The organism is Sphingomonas limnosediminicola (genome assembly GCF_039537965.1).
In the GTDB taxonomy this organism is placed as follows: domain Bacteria; phylum Pseudomonadota; class Alphaproteobacteria; order Sphingomonadales; family Sphingomonadaceae; genus Sphingomicrobium; species Sphingomicrobium limnosediminicola.
In genome coordinates, this window is record NZ_BAABBM010000001.1 from 1,368,079 (window position 1) to 1,385,784 (window position 17,706).

Consider the following 17,706-nt stretch of genomic DNA (forward strand, 5'->3'; position numbering starts at 1 on the left):
TGCAAAGTCCCCTCGCTGAATAGCAAGGGGGCAACCATGGCTACGGCAATTTCTAATCAGAATCGTATGTTGGTAACGACGGCGCTCGTCCTCGTGGTGGGGATTGGCGCATACGGGCTCGGGCGCGTTTATCCGCCGCTCGGACCGAGTGCAGGCACTGTCGCTCCGGCGCAGCGCTATGTGTCGAGTCAGGTAAGCGAGGGCGACGTCACGCTCGGCGATACGGCAGTGCCGGAGCTGATGCAGACCGACGCTTTTGAACTCATGGTGAAGGATCCGAGCTTCCGTGCGCTCGCGGCCAGCCCAGGCTTCAAAGCCCTGGCCGGACAGCCGCAAGTGATGGCGGCTCTCATGGCAAACCCGAAGGCATTCGCGTCGCTCGCGGCTAACCCGTCGGCTTTTGCCGGCGTGGCCAATGCGGCCCGTAGCGCGTCGGCGCTGGCGCCACAGTCTCAACAGGCAAGTGCCGCTGTGCTGAGTGCGGTCGCCGCCCACACGGCAGCCCTACAGGCGCTCGCCAGCCACCCGCAGGCCTTGGCTGCGATTGCTGCGAATCCACAGGCGTTCGCGAGCTTCGCGTCGAATGCAAATACCTTCCAGTCTGCTGCTGCGGCTGGGAAAGGCTCGACCGATCACTTCGCGAACAATGCGGCGGCCTTCCAGAGCCTCGCCTCTGACACAAAGGCCATGGCAGCGCTGAAAGCCGATTCGGCAGTGTTCAGTGCTCTTGCGGCCAATGCGGCCGGGTTCAAGGCGCTTTCTGGCCAGCCGCAGGCGCTTGCGGCGGCCGTCAACAGCGCTGCCGCAGCGGCGAGCCAGCTTCGTTCCGCTGGCATTTCGAACGCAGCAATGTCGGCGCTTGCGGCCAACCCGGCGGCCTTCGCGGCCCTTGCCGGGCAGCCCAAGGCCCTCGCGGCGATCGCCTCGCACTCGAACGCGTTTGCGGCGCTGGCCAGCCACCCGCAGGCACTTGCGGCGATCCTGTCAAACGGTTCGGCGTTCAGCAGCTTCGCATCGAACGCCAACGCGTTCCGTGACGCCGCCTCGAAGGCTGCGGCCGACGCGCGCATGGCGCGCAACGCCTCGGCATTCCAGCAATTGGCAAGCGACAATGCAGCAATGAAGGCGCTGTCGGCCGACCCGCGCGTCTTCTCCGCCATCGGCAATAATGCACTGGCATTCGGTGGCATCGCCAGCAGCGCGCACATGCTGAACCCGCAACTGATGTCTGCCATGGGCCAGAACGCATCGGCGTTTTCGAGCATGGCGGCCAACGCGGCGCAGCTGAGCGCAGCGTCGCAAGCGCTTCAGGCGCTGAATGCCCAATCGCTGGTCGCGTCGGCGGCGGCGGCAAGCCACCTCAACGCTGCGGCATCGCAGGCAGCGCTTGCAAACCCGCAGGCGTTCGCGGCGATGGCGGCCAATCCGCAAGCGTTCGCGTCGGTCAGCCAACAGGCGGCCGCGATGGCGACGTTGTCCTCGAACCAGAAAGCGCTCTCGGCACTTGCTGCGCAACCGAACCTGGCGGCCTTGATGGCCAACCCCAGTTTTTCCGCAGCGCTTAATCAGGCTGGCGCCTCTCAGTCGCACGCCGACTGATCCGCCGGTCTGGGGGCCGTTAATGGGGGAAGAGTGGTCTAGTAAGCGCCGCCTTGCATCAAGCATGGCGGCGCTTCTTTTTGCTGCTTCCTCTACTGCCGCACTCGCGCAGACGGCGACGCAGCAACCACCCCCACCCCCGCCTTCCGATACGACGACGGTGGTGGAAAAGCCCGACGCCATTCCGCCGCAGCCACAGGAGACGCCGCCTGCGGAGCCGGTGACGCCAGCGCCGACGAAGCCTAACGCGCCGGAGCAGGACAGCGATCATGTCCCGCAGGACGCGTCAGGCTTCCATCTGTCGACGCTCGAAACCAAGAACCTGTCACTTCTCTATATCGACCCGGTCCAGACCTACCTGACGCCCTATCTCGCCCGGGCCTTCGAAAACGCCCTCGCCTTCCACAAGAAGGAGTTTCACTGGACGCCGTGGGACCGGACGACGATCTTGCTCAAGGATTTCTCCGACTACGGCAATGCGGCCGCGCTGGCCTCGCCGAGCAACATGGTGCTGCTAGACGTCGCGCCCTTGTCGCTGTCGATGGAGACATTCTCGCCGGGCGAGCGCTTCTTCACGCTCAACAATCACGAACTCGCGCACGTCGCCGCGATCGACGTCTGGAATTCGCAAGACGCGTTCTGGAGGCGCTTCCTAGGCGGCAAGCCGGTACCGCTACAGAAGCATCCGGAATCGATCCTCTACAACTTCCTGACCAGCCCGCGGAACCTGACGCCGCGCTGGTATATGGAAGGCAGCGCTGTCTTCTTCGAAACCTGGATGGCCGGTGGCCTCGGGCGCGCGCAGGGCGGCTATGACGAAATGGTGTTCCGGGCGAAGGTGCGCGACAATTTGCGCTTCTTCTCGCCGCTGGGCCTGGAGAGCGAAGGCACGCAGGTCGACTTTCAGGTCGGCGCCAACTCCTACCTCTACGGAACGCGCTTCTATTCCTACCTGGCGCTGACGTACGGCGTCGAGAAGACCGTCGAATGGCTCCGCCGCTCGGAGGATTCCAAGGCGTTCTACGCACGCCAGTTCAAACATGTATTCGGCCGTTCGCTGGACTCCGTCTGGTCCGACTGGATCGCTTTCGAACACAAGTTCCAGAAGGCCAACCTCGCCAAGCTGGCGCAATATCCGCTGACGGAGGTGAAGCACCTCTCGCCGCGCGGACTCGGGTCGATGTCGCGCGGCTTTGTCGACGAGAAGACCAACAGCCTGATCGCTGCCTTCCGCTATCCGGGACGCATCGGCTTTCTCGGCAAGATGGACCTCGCCACCGGTAAGGTGACGCATCTGACCGATCTCGACGGGATGATGCTGTACAAGGTCACGAGCGTCGCCTTCGACCCCTCCTCCCGGACCGCCTTCTACACCAACCAGAATTACGCCTACCGGGACCTCAACGCGATCGACGTCGACACTGGGAAGAAGCGCCGGTTGCTGACCGATGCTCGTATCGGCGATCTTGCCTTCAACGCGGCTGACAAGAGCCTCTGGGGCATCCGTCACCAAAATGGATTCGTGACGCTAGTTCGGATCCCGGCGCCATACACCAGCTTCAACCAGATCAAGACGTTCCGCTACGGAGAAATCATCTTCGACCTCGACGTCTCCCCCGATGGCGAACTCGTTTCGGGGTCCTACGGAACGGTCGACGGCAAGCAGTCGCTGAAAGTCTGGAAGCGCGCCGACCTTGAACAAGGCAATGCAGACGATCCCGTTGCAACCCTATCGCTGCCGCCTTCGGTGCCGGAGAACTTCACCTTCACACCCGACAGCAAGGCGCTGCTTGGCAATTCCTATTACACCGGCGTCTCAAACGTTTTCCGGTTCGATATCGCCAGCGGCAACTATGACGCCCTGACAAACGCCTCGACCGGCTTCTTCCGTCCGCAGCTTCGGCCCGACGGATCGCTGCTCGTCTATGATTACACGGGCGAAGGGTTCAATCCGTCGATCATCCAGCCGCAGGTTCGCGACGATCTGGCGACGATCAACTTCCTCGGCACCGAGGTCGTCAACGCACGTCCCGAGCTCAAGCAGTGGGGCGTGGGCTCGCCGGCCAAAGTCCCGCTGGATCAACTGATCACCCAGCGCGGCACCTACGATTCCGTGAAGCGCATGCGCTTCGATGCCCACTATCCGATCGTGACGAGCTACGATCAGTCACCTGCGTTCGGCTACTACTTCCACATCGCCGACCCACTGCAATTCAGCCAGCTCAGCGCGACGGTTGCGGTTTCCCCGTTGAACAAAGTCCACGGTGGCGAGCGGTTGCACCTCGACCTCGAATACCAGACGACGTTGTGGAAGCTCACTTACTGGCACAATCATGCAGACGTGTACGATTTCGCGGGCCCTGTCCTTCGCGGTCGCAAGGGGGACGCTTTCATCGCTGAATATTCACGCCCCATCATCTACGATCCGCCGCGGCAGCTCGACGTGTTCGGATCGGCGGCGGCATATTTCGGGTTGGACCAGCTGCCCAACGCGCAGAACATCGCGAGCCCAAGCAACCTTCGGTCAGCCGAAATCGGGCTTCGCTATACCAATACGACAAAGGCGTTGGGCGGGGTCGACCATGAGAAAGGCTTTGCGGGCCGCATCGTCGTCGCCGCGGACCAGGCACAGGGAGATGTGTATCCCAAGCTGTATGGAGGGTTCGACCTCGGCACGGCGCTGCCCTGGAGCAACAGTTCCGTCTGGATGTACGCAAGCGCCGGCGTAGCTGGTGGCAAGCACAAGAGCCCGCTTGCAGCCTATTATTTCGGGTCCTTCCGCAACAACTATGTCGATAACCGGCCAGAGAAACGCTATCGTGAGATGGAGAGCTTCCCAGGCTTTGAGATCGATGAGATCGAAGCGCGCCGGTTCGCCAAGCTTACCGGCGAAGTGAACCTTCCTCCGATCCGTTTCGCCGAAGTGGGAACACCCGCTTTTTACCTGAGTTATGTCCGCCCTGCGTTCTTCGGCGGCGGTATGGCGACCCACGCGCCCGATGGCAGCAACCACAATTATTACGATCTCGGCGCGCAGCTCGATCTCAACTTCACCGTCGCTCTGCGCCTGCCGATGGTTTTTTCGATCGGCGCGGCCGGCGGCTGGCAGGACGGAAATTACCGCAAGACCGAATTCCTCGCGTCATTGAAGATCATGTGACGATGGCCGAGCTCTGGACTCAATCGGCACACTGGGGCCTCGCGCTTTTCCCCGTTCTCGTTCTTCTCGGCATGTTCGTCTGGCTCGACGCCTTCAAGCTGATGAGCTTCCGAGAGATTGTCTTCCTGTTGCTGCTCGGTGGTGTCGGCGCCCTCGCCGCGTGGCCGCTCGCGGGCCGCATGCTCGACACGCTTCCGATCGGCTTCTCGAACTACAGCCGGTTCGTCGCGCCCTGGATCGAGGAAGCGATCAAGGCGGCAATCATCATCATCCTCTTCCGCTTGAACCGCATCGGCTACAAGCTCGACGCGGTCATTTCAGGGTTCGCGATCGGCGCTGGGTTCTCAGTCGTCGAGAACATCTTCTACCTCGTCCGCTTCCCCGATTACGGCCCCGGTACTTGGCTCGTCCGTGGGCTCGGCACTGCAGTCATGCACGGAACCACGTTGGCCATCCTGGCCGCAACCGCGCACGAATTTGCCGAGCGCGAGACGCGCGAGGCGTCGGGCGATTTCGACTTTCGTTTGTGGTGGTTCCTGCCGGGCTATCTGATCGCCGTCGCGCTCCACACCACCTTCAACCAATTCCCTGAACGACCGATGCTTGCGATGATGGGGGCCGCCCTGTTCGCGCCGATCGCGCTAATGGCGATCTTCAACTTCGGAACGACCGAAACGCATCAATGGCTGACCGTTGAATCCGCCGAGCACAAGAGGCAGCTGGAGGCGCTTCGGTCGGGCAAATGGCCCGAAGGACCCGCCGGACGAAAGATTGCGTCCCTGGCCCAGCGTTCGGACGCCGACCAGGCGCAGCGCATTCGTCGCTATTGGGAACTCCAGGCCTATATCGTTGCCGAAGCCGAAGAGACCATGATGGAAGAAGCGGCCGGCGATGCCGAATTCGACAAGGCCGAGATCAGGGCTGCCTTCAAGGAGCTTCGCGAACTCAAGCAAGGGCTCGGCCGAAGCACCTACGTTGAACTCCGGCGTCTTCTGCCCTTCAGCCGCAATGACGAATGGGAAGTCTCGGAATTGCGCCAGCGCCTGAAAGACTAAGAGGTCCTTTTCACTGGCGTCATTAATCCAAAATAAACCATATCCACCTAGCCCTTACTCATAGGCCGGCCGTTATCCGGTGCCTCGGGAGGGCTTAGTGCAGGCGGTTATTCTTGCGGGGGGTCTGGGCACCCGATTGGGAGAGGAGACGTCAGTCCGTCCCAAGCCAATGGTCGAGATCGGCGGGATGCCGATCCTCTGGCACATCATGAAAATCTTTTCGGCCCATGGCGTGAACGACTTCGTCGTCTGCCTCGGTTATAAGGGCTATATCGTGAAGGAGTTCTTCGCGAACTACTTCCTCCACACCGCCGATGTCACGATTGACCTTCGTTACAACACAACGCAGATCCACCAAAATTGGAGCGAACCGTGGCGGATCACGCTGGTGGAAACCGGCGCTGAAACGATGACCGGCGGCCGCCTGAAGGCGGTCAGCAAATATCTCCGCTCTGACGAACCCTTCTGTTTCACCTACGGCGACGGTGTTGCAGCAGTCGACATCTCGCGACTCATCGAATTTCACAAGGAACAGGGCCGCAAGGCAACCGTGACGGCGGTTGCGCCCCCGGGACGGTTCGGCAAGCTCGAATTCAACGGCGATGCCAAAAAGGTGAAGAGCTTCTGCGAGAAGCCAGCCGGCGATGGCGACCTCATCAACGGCGGTTTCTTCGTCCTCGATCCGTCGGTCATCGACCTGATCGATGGTCCCGATACCGTTTGGGAACAGGGGCCGCTCGAGGCATTGGCGTCGATGGGCGAGCTTTCCGCTTACCACCACGATGGCTTTTGGCAGCCGATGGATACGCTGCGCGACAAGATTCACCTCGAAGGCCTGTGGGCTGAGGGAGCTCCGTGGAAATGCTGGTGAGCCCCGCATCCTGGCAGGGCCGCCGCGTCCTCGTCACCGGTCACACCGGGTTCAAGGGCGGCTGGCTGTCACTGTGGCTGAACCAGCTGGGCGCAGACGTGACCGGCTTCTCGTTGCCGGCGCCGACTGAGCCGAGCCTCTTCGAACAAGCGCGCCTTGGCGAACTGGTCCGCCATGTCGAAGGCGACGTCCGCGACCAAGCCGCTGTCGACGCCGTCATCCGCGACACCCGGCCCGAGATGGTCTTTCATCTCGCCGCGCAGCCGCTTGTCCGCTACTCCTACGACGCGCCCGTCGAGACATTCGGAACGAACGTCATGGGCACGGTTCACGTCCTCGAGGCTTGCCGCAAGGTGGACAGCGTCAAGGGCATCGTCTGCGTCACGAGTGACAAGTGCTACGAGAACCGCGAGTGGCTCTGGCCATATCGCGAAGCCGACCCGATGGGCGGCCACGATCCCTACAGCGCCAGCAAAGGCGCTGCCGAGCTCGTCATTTCCGCTTACCGCCGCAGCTACTTCGGGACGGGCGCACGGGTTGCATCGGTCCGCGCTGGCAATGTCATCGGCGGCGGCGATTGGGCGACCGATCGTCTATTACCGGACATCATCCGCTCACTGCTTGCGGGCCAGTCCCCGCAAATCCGAAATCCGGACTCGATCCGACCGTGGCAGCATGTGCTCGAAGCCCTGTCAGGCTATCTGATGATAGGTGAGCGGCTGCTCGCGGGTCACGATGCATCGGCATGCGCTTGGAATTTCGGCCCGTCAGACGACGATACTCAGCCTGTCAGCTGGATCGTCGACCAGATGCTCGCGGCATGGCCGGAGCGGATTGGCTGGGAGTATCCGGAAGGCGTCCAGCCGCATGAAGCAGTCCTGCTCAAGCTGGACTCCAGTAAGGCGCGTACCGAGCTCGGTTGGCGGCCCCGCTTTCGCCTTAAGGAAGCTCTTCAGAAGATCATTGAATGGCACATCGCCGTCGCTGCTGGCGAAGACGCCCGCATGGTCAGCCTGCGCCAGCTCAGCGCATATGAAAAGTCGGGGGAGACCCTGGTGAATGAAGCGCGTGCAGCATGAATACGATTACCCAATCTTCCCCGCTGCAGGCGGTGGCCGACCAAGCGCAGGACGAGGCGCAGTTCCGCGCGCTTATCCTCGACCTCGTCGGTGAATATGCACGTCGCCACCACGCGCCAAAGGAGTTCGTCCCCGGCCAAAGCCCGGTCCCCGTTTCCGGCAAGGTCTACGGCGCGCCTGACATGCAGAAGCTCGTCGATTCCGCGCTCGACTTCTGGCTGACGACGGGCCGCTTCAACGAAGAGTTCGAGTTCAAGCTCGCCGAGCGGATCGGCGTCCGCAACGCATTGACGACCAACTCCGGTTCGTCCGCCAACCTGCTCGCGTTCTCCTCGCTCACCTCGCACTATCTCCGCAGCGAGGCGCTGAAGCCCGGTGACGAGATGATCACCGTCGCGACCGGCTTCCCGACGACGGTGAACCCCGCACTGCAGTACGGCATCGTGCCGGTGTTCGTGGACACCGACATCCCGACCTACAACATCAAGCCTGACATGATCGAAGCCGCGGTCACCGACCGCACTCGACTCATCATGGTCGCGCACACGCTCGGCAACCCGTTCGACCTCGGCGAGGTCATGCGCGTAGCGGAGAAGTACAACCTCTTCGTTGTCGAAGACTGCTGCGACGCGCTCGGCGCCAAGTATGACGGCCGCAACGTCGGCACGTTCGGCGACATCGGCACGCTCAGCTTCTACCCGGCCCACCACATCACCATGGGTGAAGGCGGCGCGGTGTTCACCGACAGGCCGCGCCTCAAGCGCGTCATCGAATCAATGCGTGACTGGGGCCGTGACTGCTGGTGCGCGCCGGGCATGGACAATACTTGCGGCAAGCGCTTCTGCCGCAAGCTCGGCGACCTGCCCGAGGGCTACGATCACAAGTATACCTATAGCCACTGCGGCTATAATCTGAAGATCACGGACATGCAGGCCGCAGTGGGCGTTGCCCAGCTTGACCGCCTCGACGACTTCATCGACGCGCGCCGCCGCAACTTCGATTTGCTGACCGAACTGCTGAAGCCGTTCGAGGATCGGCTGATCCTCCCGGAAGCCACGCCAAACAGCGACCCGTCCTGGTTCGGCTATCCGATCACGCTGCGCGAAGGCGCTGGCGTGGCCCGCGACGACATCGTGAAATATCTCGACGCTAATCGCGTCGGCACCCGCCTCCTGTTCGGCGGCAACCTTCTCCGCCAGCCGTACATGCGCGGCCGCGACGTCCGCGTCGTGGGCGACCTCACGAACGCCGATATCGTGACGGAGCGCACTTTCTGGATTGGACTCTATCCGGGGCTCGGCACCGACCATATCGCCTATACCGTCGAAAGGATCAGCGAATGTCTTTCGCGCTAATCAACACCGACAATGCAAAGCCGCTCGGCCACGTCGAGCCTCTAGGCATTGATTTCAGCCGCTTTGCATCGCTGAAGGGCGAGTTCGAGGCCGAGGGCCTGAACCGCGTCGAAATGGCGGCAGAAGCCATCTGGGCCGCGCGCCGTGGGCTCGATTATTTGGTCAAGATCGGCGGCTGCGAAGCCAAGTCGGACGTCGACTATCTGCAGAAGCTGGGCATCCACAGCCTGGTCGCGCCGATGATCGAAAGTCCGTTCGCCATGTCGAAGTACATGGACACGCTGCCTGATGGTGCGTTCGACCATGTCGGCGTCACCATCGAGACCTTCTATGCGGTCGAGCGGATCGACCAGATCCTCGACGCGGGCACCAAGCTCACCAACGTCACCATCGGCCGTTCGGACCTCACCGCCTCGTTCGGCGGCAGCGGTACCAACTGCCCGGAGACGCTGGAGAAGACGCTCAAGGTTGCGCGCGCCGCCAAGGCCCGCGGGCTCGAAGTCACGATGGGCGGGAGCGTCGACGCAATGACGCGCAAGATCATGCGCGAAGGTCACGAGCTCGCGACACTGCTCGACGCCGTCGAGACACGTAAGATCGTCATGCGCATGGATCAGTTCATGCTCGACGGCACGTTCGAGGACTCGATCAAGGCCGAGTGCGAGCTGCTCGAGATCCGCATGCGTCCGATGCAGACGTCACTTGCAGCAATGAGCAAACGCCACAGTTCGATCCGGTCGAGACTCTGAGCGGCGCCATGGACCTCAAGATCGTCCTCGATTTCGACGGCGTGCTCTTCAACAGCGCGTTCGAAGCCTATTCGGTTTGCAACCACACGGTCGAGGGCGACGGCGACTTCCGAGAGCAGGTCGACTTCCAGGAGTTCCTCGAGTTCCGCGCCTATGTCACTGATGCGTGGCAGTACCGGCGGCTCTACGATAAGTCGGTATTCAATCGTCATTTTGACCAGCTGCCGCAAATCGCCCCGGACGAGCACGATTGGCTGTTCGCGAAGCGGTTCTTCGAGGCGCGCAAAAGGATGATGGAGAATCCCGACTGGCCCAAGGTCATGTCGCCGTACGACTTCTTCTTCTTACTGAAGCCGCTGATGTCGCAGCACCCGGACCGATTCCATGTGCTGTCGACGCGCGACACCAAGTCGATCTCTCGGACGATGAGCTTCTACGGCGCGGGCGAAATCCCGATTTGCGGACAGGAAGACATTCGCCGCGAGGGTTCGAAGATCGACGTAGCGCGGGCTCATGGCTGGCTCGACGACGGCAAGCATCTCACCGTCTACGTCGACGACATGAACCACCATCTCGAGCCGTTCGAGGGTAAAGTCCACCTGCCGCTCCACGCGGACTGGGGCTACGATTCGAATGGCGACAGGAGCCTCAGCCAGCATCAGGTTCTGGCGATCATCCAATCCATGCTGAAGCTGCAGGCCAATGGATCAGCTAAAGTACAGTGATCAGATCGGCGAATGGCTGAAGGCCGCCGGCTACACCCACTATTTCTACGTGGGCGGCGGCAATATCATGCATTTGACCGAGAGCCTTGACCGTTATCTCAAGGGCGTTCCGGTCGTTCACGAGGTAGCTGCCGGCATCGCCGCGGAATATTTCAACGAGATCGCTGCGCCGGCGAAGGCTTTAGCGCTCGTCACCGCGGGGCCGGGGCTGAGCAACATCGTCACTGCGATGGCCGGGGCATATCTCGAAAGCCGCGAGCTACTCGTTATCGGTGGCCAGGTGAAAACTACCGATCTCGCCCGCGGAGAGATCAGGTCGCGCGGCATCCAGGAGATCGATGGAGTGGCACTGGTCGAGTCCACGACCAAGCTCGCTTACCGTTTCATGAAGCCGATCTCCGCGACGGAATTCCTGTCGAAGGTCGCCGTGAGCTGGACTCCGCGCAAAGGCCCGGTGTTCCTGGAAATCCCGCTCGACGTGCAGGCGGCGACGGTCGAGCGCGAATCTCTCCCAGCAGTCATGGCCCCCGCGCTTCCTGCGATCCGGGAAGGCGAGCTTCAGCGCGTCGTCGAACTCTATAACAAAGCCGAGCGCCCAATCCTTCTCGTCGGCGGCGGCGTGTCGTACGCCGCGGCCGAGCGGCTGCGCGAAACGATGCTCGCCAAGCGCATTCCGACGATGACTACCTACAATGGAGCGGATCGCCTCGACGGCGACGATCCTATCTACCTGGGCCGGCCGAATACGTGGGGTCAGCGCAGCTCGAACATCATCATTCAGCAATCGGATCTGATCATTGCTGTCGGCACGCGTCTCGGCATGCAGCAGACCGGCTTCAACTGGCAGGAGTTCGGCCGTGAAGCGACGATCGTGCAGATTGAAATCGACGAGGGCGAGCTAAACAAGGGCCATCCGGTCGTCGACCACGGCTATGCAGCTGACGCTGACGATTTCCTCGCTCGGTTCGTTGGCGAAAACCTTTCTGCGAAAGACGGCTGGCTGGAGCACGCCCAAAAAATCCGGGCCGCAATTCCTCGCGTCGAGAACGTCAACAACACCGGCCAAGGCTACATTTCTCCCTTTGATTTCATCGTGCGCCTCGAACAACTGACGCGCGCCGACGACCTCATCATCCCGTGCAGCAGCGGCAGCGCCTTCACCCTCTCCATGCAGCTCTACAAACAGAAGTACGGCCAGCGCATGCTGACCAACAAGTCGCTCGCGTCGATGGGCTATGGTCTGTCTGGTGCGATCGGCGCGTCGGTTGCGCGTCCGGACAAGCGCGCCTTCTTGGTCGAAGGCGATGGCGGCTTTGCCCAGAACCTCCAGGAACTGGGGACCGTAATGGTCAACCAGTGCAATCTGAAGATTTTCATCTTCCACGACCAGGGCCATGCGTCGATCCGCATGACGCAGCGCAGCTATTTCAAGGGCAACTATCTCGGCTGTGACCGGCAAACCGGGCTTGGGCTGCCCACGTGGTCGCGCCTATTCGGCGCGTGGGACATTCCAGTGATGGAACTCCCGTTAGACTTCGATAGCAACGAGGATTTCCTCTCCCGGCTCGAGAGCGAGGGACCTCAGGCATACATCGTTCCGATCGATCCGGAGCAAACCTATTTCCCTAAGATCAGCAGCCGGATCACCGCCACTGGTTCAATGGAGTCGAACCCGATCGACCGCATGACACCGGACCTGCCCGAGGAATGGTTCGAAGCAGTCCGGAATCTCGAAACGGCAAGGCGATGACCCGCTCCGCCCGACTCAGCGGACCGGCTGCCGACCTGTTGCGGACAGCGAGCGAGCGCATCGTCATCACGGGCGCGAGTGGCTGGATCGGCAGGGCCACGCTCGAACTGCTTTACAACACGCTGGGCGCGCAGCCTTTCGCCGAGCGTGTCTTCGCCTTCGGGTCGACTTCGCGAGTCATCGATTTCAGGGCCGCCACGATCCAGCAGCGGCCCCTGCCCGCCTTGCTCGCGCTTCCCTGCCAGCCGACGCTCGTTGCCCATCTTGCCTTTCTCACCAAGGACAAGGTCGCCGGAATGGACGAGGCCGAGTACCGGCGCTTGAACAAGGGGCTGAGGCACACCGTCCTCGAAGCCCTCGACATGATCGGCGCGACCGCGGCCTTCGTCGCCTCATCAGGCGCGGCCGAACTCGCAGCAGTTCCTGAAGCATCGGCCGCGATGCGGCTTTACGGTGCGCTCAAGAAAGCTGACGAGGACGCGTTCGCGAAGTGGGCCGTGGAGCACGGCCAACGTGTAACAATCGGGCGGATCTTCGCCCTTTCCGGACCGCATATCAACAAGCCTGAGACCTACGCTTTGGCTTCATTCATTGGGGACGCCATCGCCGGACGGCCGATCACGATTCGCGCCGATTTTCCCGTCTATCGTTCATATGTCGCAATCCGAGAGCTGATGTCGCTCGTCTTTGCTACAATGCTCGACGAGACCATCGACGTGCTACGCTTCTCGACCGGTGGCGAGCGGCTGGAGATGCAGGAGATCGCCCAAGTCGTCTCGGAAACCGTCGGTCCGGTTCGGATTTCGCGTCCGACGCTCAAGACCGGCACGCTTGATGAGTATGTCGGCAACGATGCCCATTACCGCCAATTGCTTCGCAAATATGGCGTCGATCATGTCCCCTTTGCGGAGCAGGTTGCCGAGACTGCGGCATCCTTCGAACCAAAACCCCACATCAAAAAGCGCCAGACACATGCTTAAGAAAACGTCGGCACCGGAGATCTCAATCGTCATTCCTTGCCTCAACGAGGAGGAGAATGCGCGGGCCATCTGCGACGCGGTCATTGCGGAGGTGGAGAAGACCGGCTGCTCGTTTGAGTTGATCTTCATCGACAATTGCTCGTCCGACCAGACCGTTTCAATCATCCGCTCGATCTGCCACCGGGACGATCGCGTGAAGCTGATCGCCAACACGCGCAACTTCGGCCAGATGCGGTCGCCGACACATGGCATATACCAGGCCAAGGGCCGCGCCGTGATCAACATGTGCGCGGATTTCCAGGATCCTCCAGCCCTCATCCCTGAGTTCATCCGCCGCTGGCACGAAGGTGCGAAAATCGTTTTGGGCGTGCGCGAAACGGAGAAGTCCGGGTCAGTCCTGACTGCCTGCCGCAACGCATCTTACGCGCTGCAGCGCAAGTTCGGCGACTATCCGATCATTCCGAACGCGACCGGCTTTGGCCTTTACGACGCGAGCGTCGTTCGCGCGGTCGAGGCGCTGAATGAGCCGGAACCATTCTTCCGCGCGCTGCTGGTGGAGACCGGCTTTCCAATCGAGACCATTGCGTTCAAGCGTCCCGAACGCGCCGGCGGGAAGACCAAGAACAACTTCTTCTCGCTGCTCGACTTCGCGCTCTCCGGCCTAGCCGGATCGTCTCGCGGTCTGCTGCGCGTCCCACTCTACGTCGGCTTCGTCACCCTGAGCGTCACAGTCCTGTCGTTCGTTGGAGCGATATGGACAGCGCTGCACGGCCTCAGTCCGTTGATGTGGCTATTTGCGGGACTGCTCGAGCTCCAGTTCGGCCTGCTCTTCTTGTTCTTCGGTCTCGTCGGAGTGCAGATCCGCGCAATCTCCGACCGGACCCGGGGCACGCCGCTGGTCATCGAGCGGGAGCGCGTAAATTTCACGGAAGACGAATGAAGCAGCTCTGGCGATACTACCAGGCGGGGATGGTCAATACCCTGTTCGGCTATGGCATCTATGCCGTGCTGCTCACCGTTGGCGTCTGGATGTACGCCGCGCAACTGATGGCGCACGTCCTCGGCGTTGCGTTCAATTATTTTACCTACAGCCGCCATACCTTCGCAGAGACCCAAGCCTCGAAGCGACGGTTCGTACTTTCATACGCATTCAACTACGTGCTCGGTCTCGCCAGTCTTGCTGGAGCCTCGAGGGTGATCGCGTCGCCTTATGTCGCCGGGATTGTCTCGATCCTTTTCGTGTCGCTCGCGAACTACTTCGTGCTGAAGAACCTGGTCTTCGTGGATAACGCGGCGCAATAAATCCCCCTTAGGTTCGCGCGCTTCGCGAACCATCCCCCGAACCTCGGCGCAAATGATTGAGCCAATGGGCGATCAGTGCGAGGCCGGAGACCGCGACACATGGAGCAATCCAGTCGATCCAGGGATCAAGGTGCTGCCAAACTCGGAGGTCCATCCCTCCCCACCACGGCATGTTCGCACGCTTTCCCGCGCCAAGATGTTCGATCCAGCGATACTCGGCCTGCGTAATCTCGCGAGAGATCGCCCATGCACAAGCTGCCGCCGTTCCAGCCCACCAGCTACGTGAGACGCCCCGAACGGACTGCTGGATCAGCAGAGCCAAGAGGACATGACCGAGCATCTTCGTTTCCTCCAAAGCCCAACTGCGAACGATCAGCCGCATTGCAGAGGGCCACGAGTGAAGAAAAAAAGGGGCTGGCCGAAGCCAGCCCCTTCCGTTTTGCGTCTTGCCTAAGCTTAGCCGCGTTCGCCGCGCTCAGCCGGCGGCGGAGGCGGGGGAGGCGGAGGAGGCGGAGTCGGGCACGTGTCCGTCGCCGGGATCACGCTGCCGTCCGGGCAAGTCTGCGTTGCCGGAGGCGGCGGCGGCGGCGGCGGCGGCGGCGGCGGCGGAGCTGCAACAGCGCCACCGAACAGGAAGCCAACGCCGACGAGGCCGACGAGGCGATGGGTACCGCCAAGACCGTCCTTGTTCTTATAGTTCGAGTAACGGCCTTCGAGGCTGGCGTAGATGTTGTTCGTCAGCATCTGGTTGGCGCCGATACCCCACTGCCAACCATCGGTCTTGAAGTGGTCGTAGTAATAACCGGGCGCAGCGCTATCGAGCGCGCCGGTCGCAGTAATCGGGGTGAAGCGCTTGCGCTGCTCATTCTTAACGTACCCGACCTTACCGTAGATCAGTGTGGACGGCGTAACCATGAAGCCGCCGCGAAGAGCAAGCGCCCATTCCTGAAACGACTTGCGCTCTGCGAGACCACCACCCTCAACGGTGCGGTTCTCGTTCGGTGCCCACCAATAGGTCAGTTCCGGGCCCAAGACGAAGCCGCCGAGGTCGAAGTCGACGCCGAGGGCACCGCCAACGCCGAGCTTTCCATGATGCTCGCCTTCAGAATTGAACTGGTCGTAACCAGCCTGAAGCTCTCCGCGGAAGCCGCGGAGGCCCTGCGCACTGGCCTCTTGCGCGGCCAAAACGGAAACCAGTGTCAGCGCCGTTAAGGCGCTCTTACGTACAAACGTCATTCGCATTCCCCTTTTCTACTGTGGGACGTTGTTATTCGTTTCTCTAACATTTCGTTCAACAAACGTTTGGACTTACCAAGTGAACATTGAACTAATGAAATGCCAGCTAAATCTACTGCCTTTGTGAACAATTCATTACTTCGCCGATGGATATTGCGCCCGAAAACCAGACATCCGAAGTTGCTCCTATGCAGCAAGCGAGACGCAGGACAGTCAAGATGAGTTCCCCGCAACGGCCGGAATTTGGATTTCTGTTGCGGCTACGCAACATCGTGGGCCTGGCGGTCAAAGGAAGCGAAGCAGGTCTTGTTGAGCCCTTGACATCCGTTCCCATTACGCCGAGTTGGCGACGTAAGACATTGGTAATTCGAACAGATTGCCCATGCTGTCCGCGAACGCGACGGATGGCGGTCCAATCCTTCGGTTACGGAAGAAGCTTAGCCGAGAGTTTGAGTGTTGCTTGGAACACCCTTCGGACTTTGTTCAGGTGGCCCCAGTATTTGTGCGGCTGCCGGAAAATTCTCCGGTGCTCGCACGTGTGATGTGCAGCAGCAGGTAGTGTTTCAGGGGTGGGAAATGGAATTCAACGCGGAGGGTGCGGGCGCGGAAGAGCTTCTGCGCGAAGGGCGCTTTGGTGGTCATGAATATGGGGCCTCGAAGGCGATGCAAGGACTGGTAGTTCCGGTTGTTCTGAGCGGGGGCGGTGGTAGCCGCTTATGGCCGTATTCGACGAAGCAAACCCCAAAACAGTTTCTCCCTCTGGTTGGCGACCGCACTCTTTATGAGCAGGCGCTTGACCGCGTCCGCGACGCAAGGTCGTTCACAGCTCCAGTCGTTGTGGGCAGCATGGATCACGCCGAATTCTGCGAGGCGGGGTTGGCTGCTTACGGGAAAGAAGCGCGTGTGATCCTCGAACCTATCGCGCGGAACACGGCCGCAGCGATAATCATGGCTGCGATAGTTGTCCGAGATCTCCATGGCGAAGACGCTGTGCTACTCGTGATGCCCAGTGACCATGTCATCGACGACGTCGAGGAGTTTCATCGCGCGATCAGGTCTGGTGAGGCCGCGGCGCGCGCGGGCCGATTGGTGACATTCGGGATCCGCCCAAGTTCCGCTGATGCCGGTTACGGCTACCTTCAAACTGGCAACGAAGTTCCAGGAGCACCTGGCGTCAGGGATGTCGCGCGCTTCGTCGAGAAACCTCAGGTGGACGTCGCCGAAGCTATGGTCGCAGGCGGCGATTATTTGTGGAATGCTGGAATCTTTCTCTTCAGCGCCTCCACCCTCTTGGATGAAGCTGCAAGAACATGTCCGGCGATCGCCGAAGCCGCCTCCATGGCGATCGCGGCAAGTCAGACGGACGGTATTCGTCTGATGCCGGACGCCGACAGCCTCGCCTCGTGCCCAAGTGAGTCAATTGATTACGCCGTGATGGAATTGTCTTCACGCGTTGCTACCGTGCCCATGGCACCGGGCTGGTCTGACGTGGGCAGCTGGGATGCGCTTGTGGAAATCATCGGTAACGGGCGCGAAACGGGCCCAGTGACCGCCGTGGACTGCGAGAATTGTTACATCCGCAGCGAGGCTGTCGAGATTGCTGCGCTTGGTCTGCGGGACCTCATCGTTGTTTCGGCGGGATCGAAGCTCTTGATTCTTCCGCGGGGGCGATCGCAGGAGGTCAAAGGGTTGCTCGCGGCGATGGACTTGAAGGTTGCTTAACCATTGGGGCGGCAAGCGGCGCCGCCTTGTAAGCTAGTGGTACGAAGGACTGCGCGATTAACGTGTACCAACAATCGATTTCAAAATGGTCGTTCTCAAACTTGGGAGCGAAGAAACGGCTGC

15 protein-coding genes are annotated in these 17,706 nt (G+C 61.1%); 13 read left to right on the plus strand and 2 right to left on the minus strand.

All coding sequences use genetic code 11. The features are described 5' to 3' along the window. Positions 1-36 precede the first annotated feature (36 nt). From ABD704_RS06850 to ABD704_RS06905, 12 genes are all read left to right on the plus strand, one after another. Positions 37-1,599 (plus strand): hypothetical protein, encoded by a 1,563-nt coding sequence (locus tag ABD704_RS06850; protein ID WP_344698928.1) that lies wholly within the window; start codon positions 37-39, stop codon positions 1,597-1,599. A gap of 64 nt (positions 1,600-1,663) precedes the next feature. Beyond that, positions 1,664-4,759 carry a hypothetical protein gene (locus ABD704_RS06855; RefSeq protein ID WP_344698929.1) on the plus strand — a complete coding sequence of 1,032 codons (3,096 nt, stop codon included), beginning with the start codon at positions 1,664-1,666 and terminating at the stop codon, positions 4,757-4,759. Between the two features lie 2 nt (positions 4,760-4,761). Further along, the gene (locus ABD704_RS06860; protein ID WP_344698930.1) at positions 4,762-5,814 is read left to right on the plus strand and encodes a PrsW family glutamic-type intramembrane protease; all 1,053 of its coding nucleotides are present in this window, start codon (positions 4,762-4,764) and stop codon (positions 5,812-5,814) included. A 97-nt stretch (positions 5,815-5,911) separates the two neighbouring features. After that, complete coding sequence (gene rfbF / locus ABD704_RS06865) at positions 5,912-6,685, plus strand: glucose-1-phosphate cytidylyltransferase (RefSeq protein WP_344698931.1); 774 nt, start codon at positions 5,912-5,914, stop codon at positions 6,683-6,685. After that, positions 6,682-7,764, plus strand: coding sequence for a CDP-glucose 4,6-dehydratase (rfbG, locus tag ABD704_RS06870; protein ID WP_344698932.1), 1,083 nt, complete (start codon positions 6,682-6,684; stop codon positions 7,762-7,764). Before rfbF ends, rfbG begins: the two co-directional genes overlap by 4 nt. Further along, entirely contained in the window at positions 7,761-9,119 is a 1,359-nt protein-coding gene (rfbH, locus tag ABD704_RS06875; RefSeq protein WP_344698933.1) for a lipopolysaccharide biosynthesis protein RfbH, read from the plus strand. The genes rfbG and rfbH overlap by 4 nt, the downstream gene beginning before the upstream one ends. Further along, entirely contained in the window at positions 9,104-9,868 is a 765-nt protein-coding gene (locus tag ABD704_RS06880) for an HpcH/HpaI aldolase family protein (protein WP_344698934.1), read from the plus strand. The genes rfbH and ABD704_RS06880 overlap by 16 nt, the downstream gene beginning before the upstream one ends. Positions 9,869-9,876: 8 nt before the next feature. Beyond that, the gene (locus tag ABD704_RS06885) at positions 9,877-10,593 is read left to right on the plus strand and encodes a hypothetical protein (protein ID WP_344698935.1); all 717 of its coding nucleotides are present in this window, start codon (positions 9,877-9,879) and stop codon (positions 10,591-10,593) included. After that, entirely contained in the window at positions 10,571-12,343 is a 1,773-nt protein-coding gene (locus ABD704_RS06890; protein WP_344698936.1) for a thiamine pyrophosphate-binding protein, read from the plus strand. The genes ABD704_RS06885 and ABD704_RS06890 overlap by 23 nt, the downstream gene beginning before the upstream one ends. After that, positions 12,340-13,323, plus strand: a complete 984-nt coding sequence (locus ABD704_RS06895) for an NAD-dependent epimerase/dehydratase family protein (protein ID WP_344698937.1) — start codon at positions 12,340-12,342, stop codon at positions 13,321-13,323. The genes ABD704_RS06890 and ABD704_RS06895 overlap by 4 nt, the downstream gene beginning before the upstream one ends. Next, the gene (locus ABD704_RS06900) at positions 13,316-14,263 is read left to right on the plus strand and encodes a glycosyltransferase family 2 protein (protein WP_344698938.1); all 948 of its coding nucleotides are present in this window, start codon (positions 13,316-13,318) and stop codon (positions 14,261-14,263) included. The genes ABD704_RS06895 and ABD704_RS06900 overlap by 8 nt, the downstream gene beginning before the upstream one ends. After that, positions 14,260-14,625, plus strand: a complete 366-nt coding sequence (locus ABD704_RS06905) for a GtrA family protein (protein ID WP_344698939.1) — start codon at positions 14,260-14,262, stop codon at positions 14,623-14,625. Before ABD704_RS06900 ends, ABD704_RS06905 begins: the two co-directional genes overlap by 4 nt. A 7-nt stretch (positions 14,626-14,632) precedes the next feature. Here ABD704_RS06905 and ABD704_RS06910 read toward each other — a convergent pair whose 3' ends face one another. Next, a complete protein-coding gene (locus tag ABD704_RS06910; RefSeq protein ID WP_344698940.1) occupies positions 14,633-14,965 on the minus strand; it encodes a hypothetical protein in 333 nt (110 codons plus the stop codon). A 116-nt stretch (positions 14,966-15,081) separates the two neighbouring features. Next, on the minus strand, positions 15,082-15,861 hold the full coding sequence (locus tag ABD704_RS06915) for an outer membrane protein (protein WP_344698941.1): 780 nt from the start codon (positions 15,859-15,861) through the stop codon (positions 15,082-15,084). A gap of 453 nt (positions 15,862-16,314) precedes the next feature. On the opposite strand from ABD704_RS06915, the gene ABD704_RS06920 reads away from it, so the two are divergent. Continuing rightward, a complete protein-coding gene (locus ABD704_RS06920; protein WP_344698942.1) occupies positions 16,315-17,583 on the plus strand; it encodes a mannose-1-phosphate guanylyltransferase in 1,269 nt (422 codons plus the stop codon). Positions 17,584-17,706 lie beyond the last annotated feature (123 nt).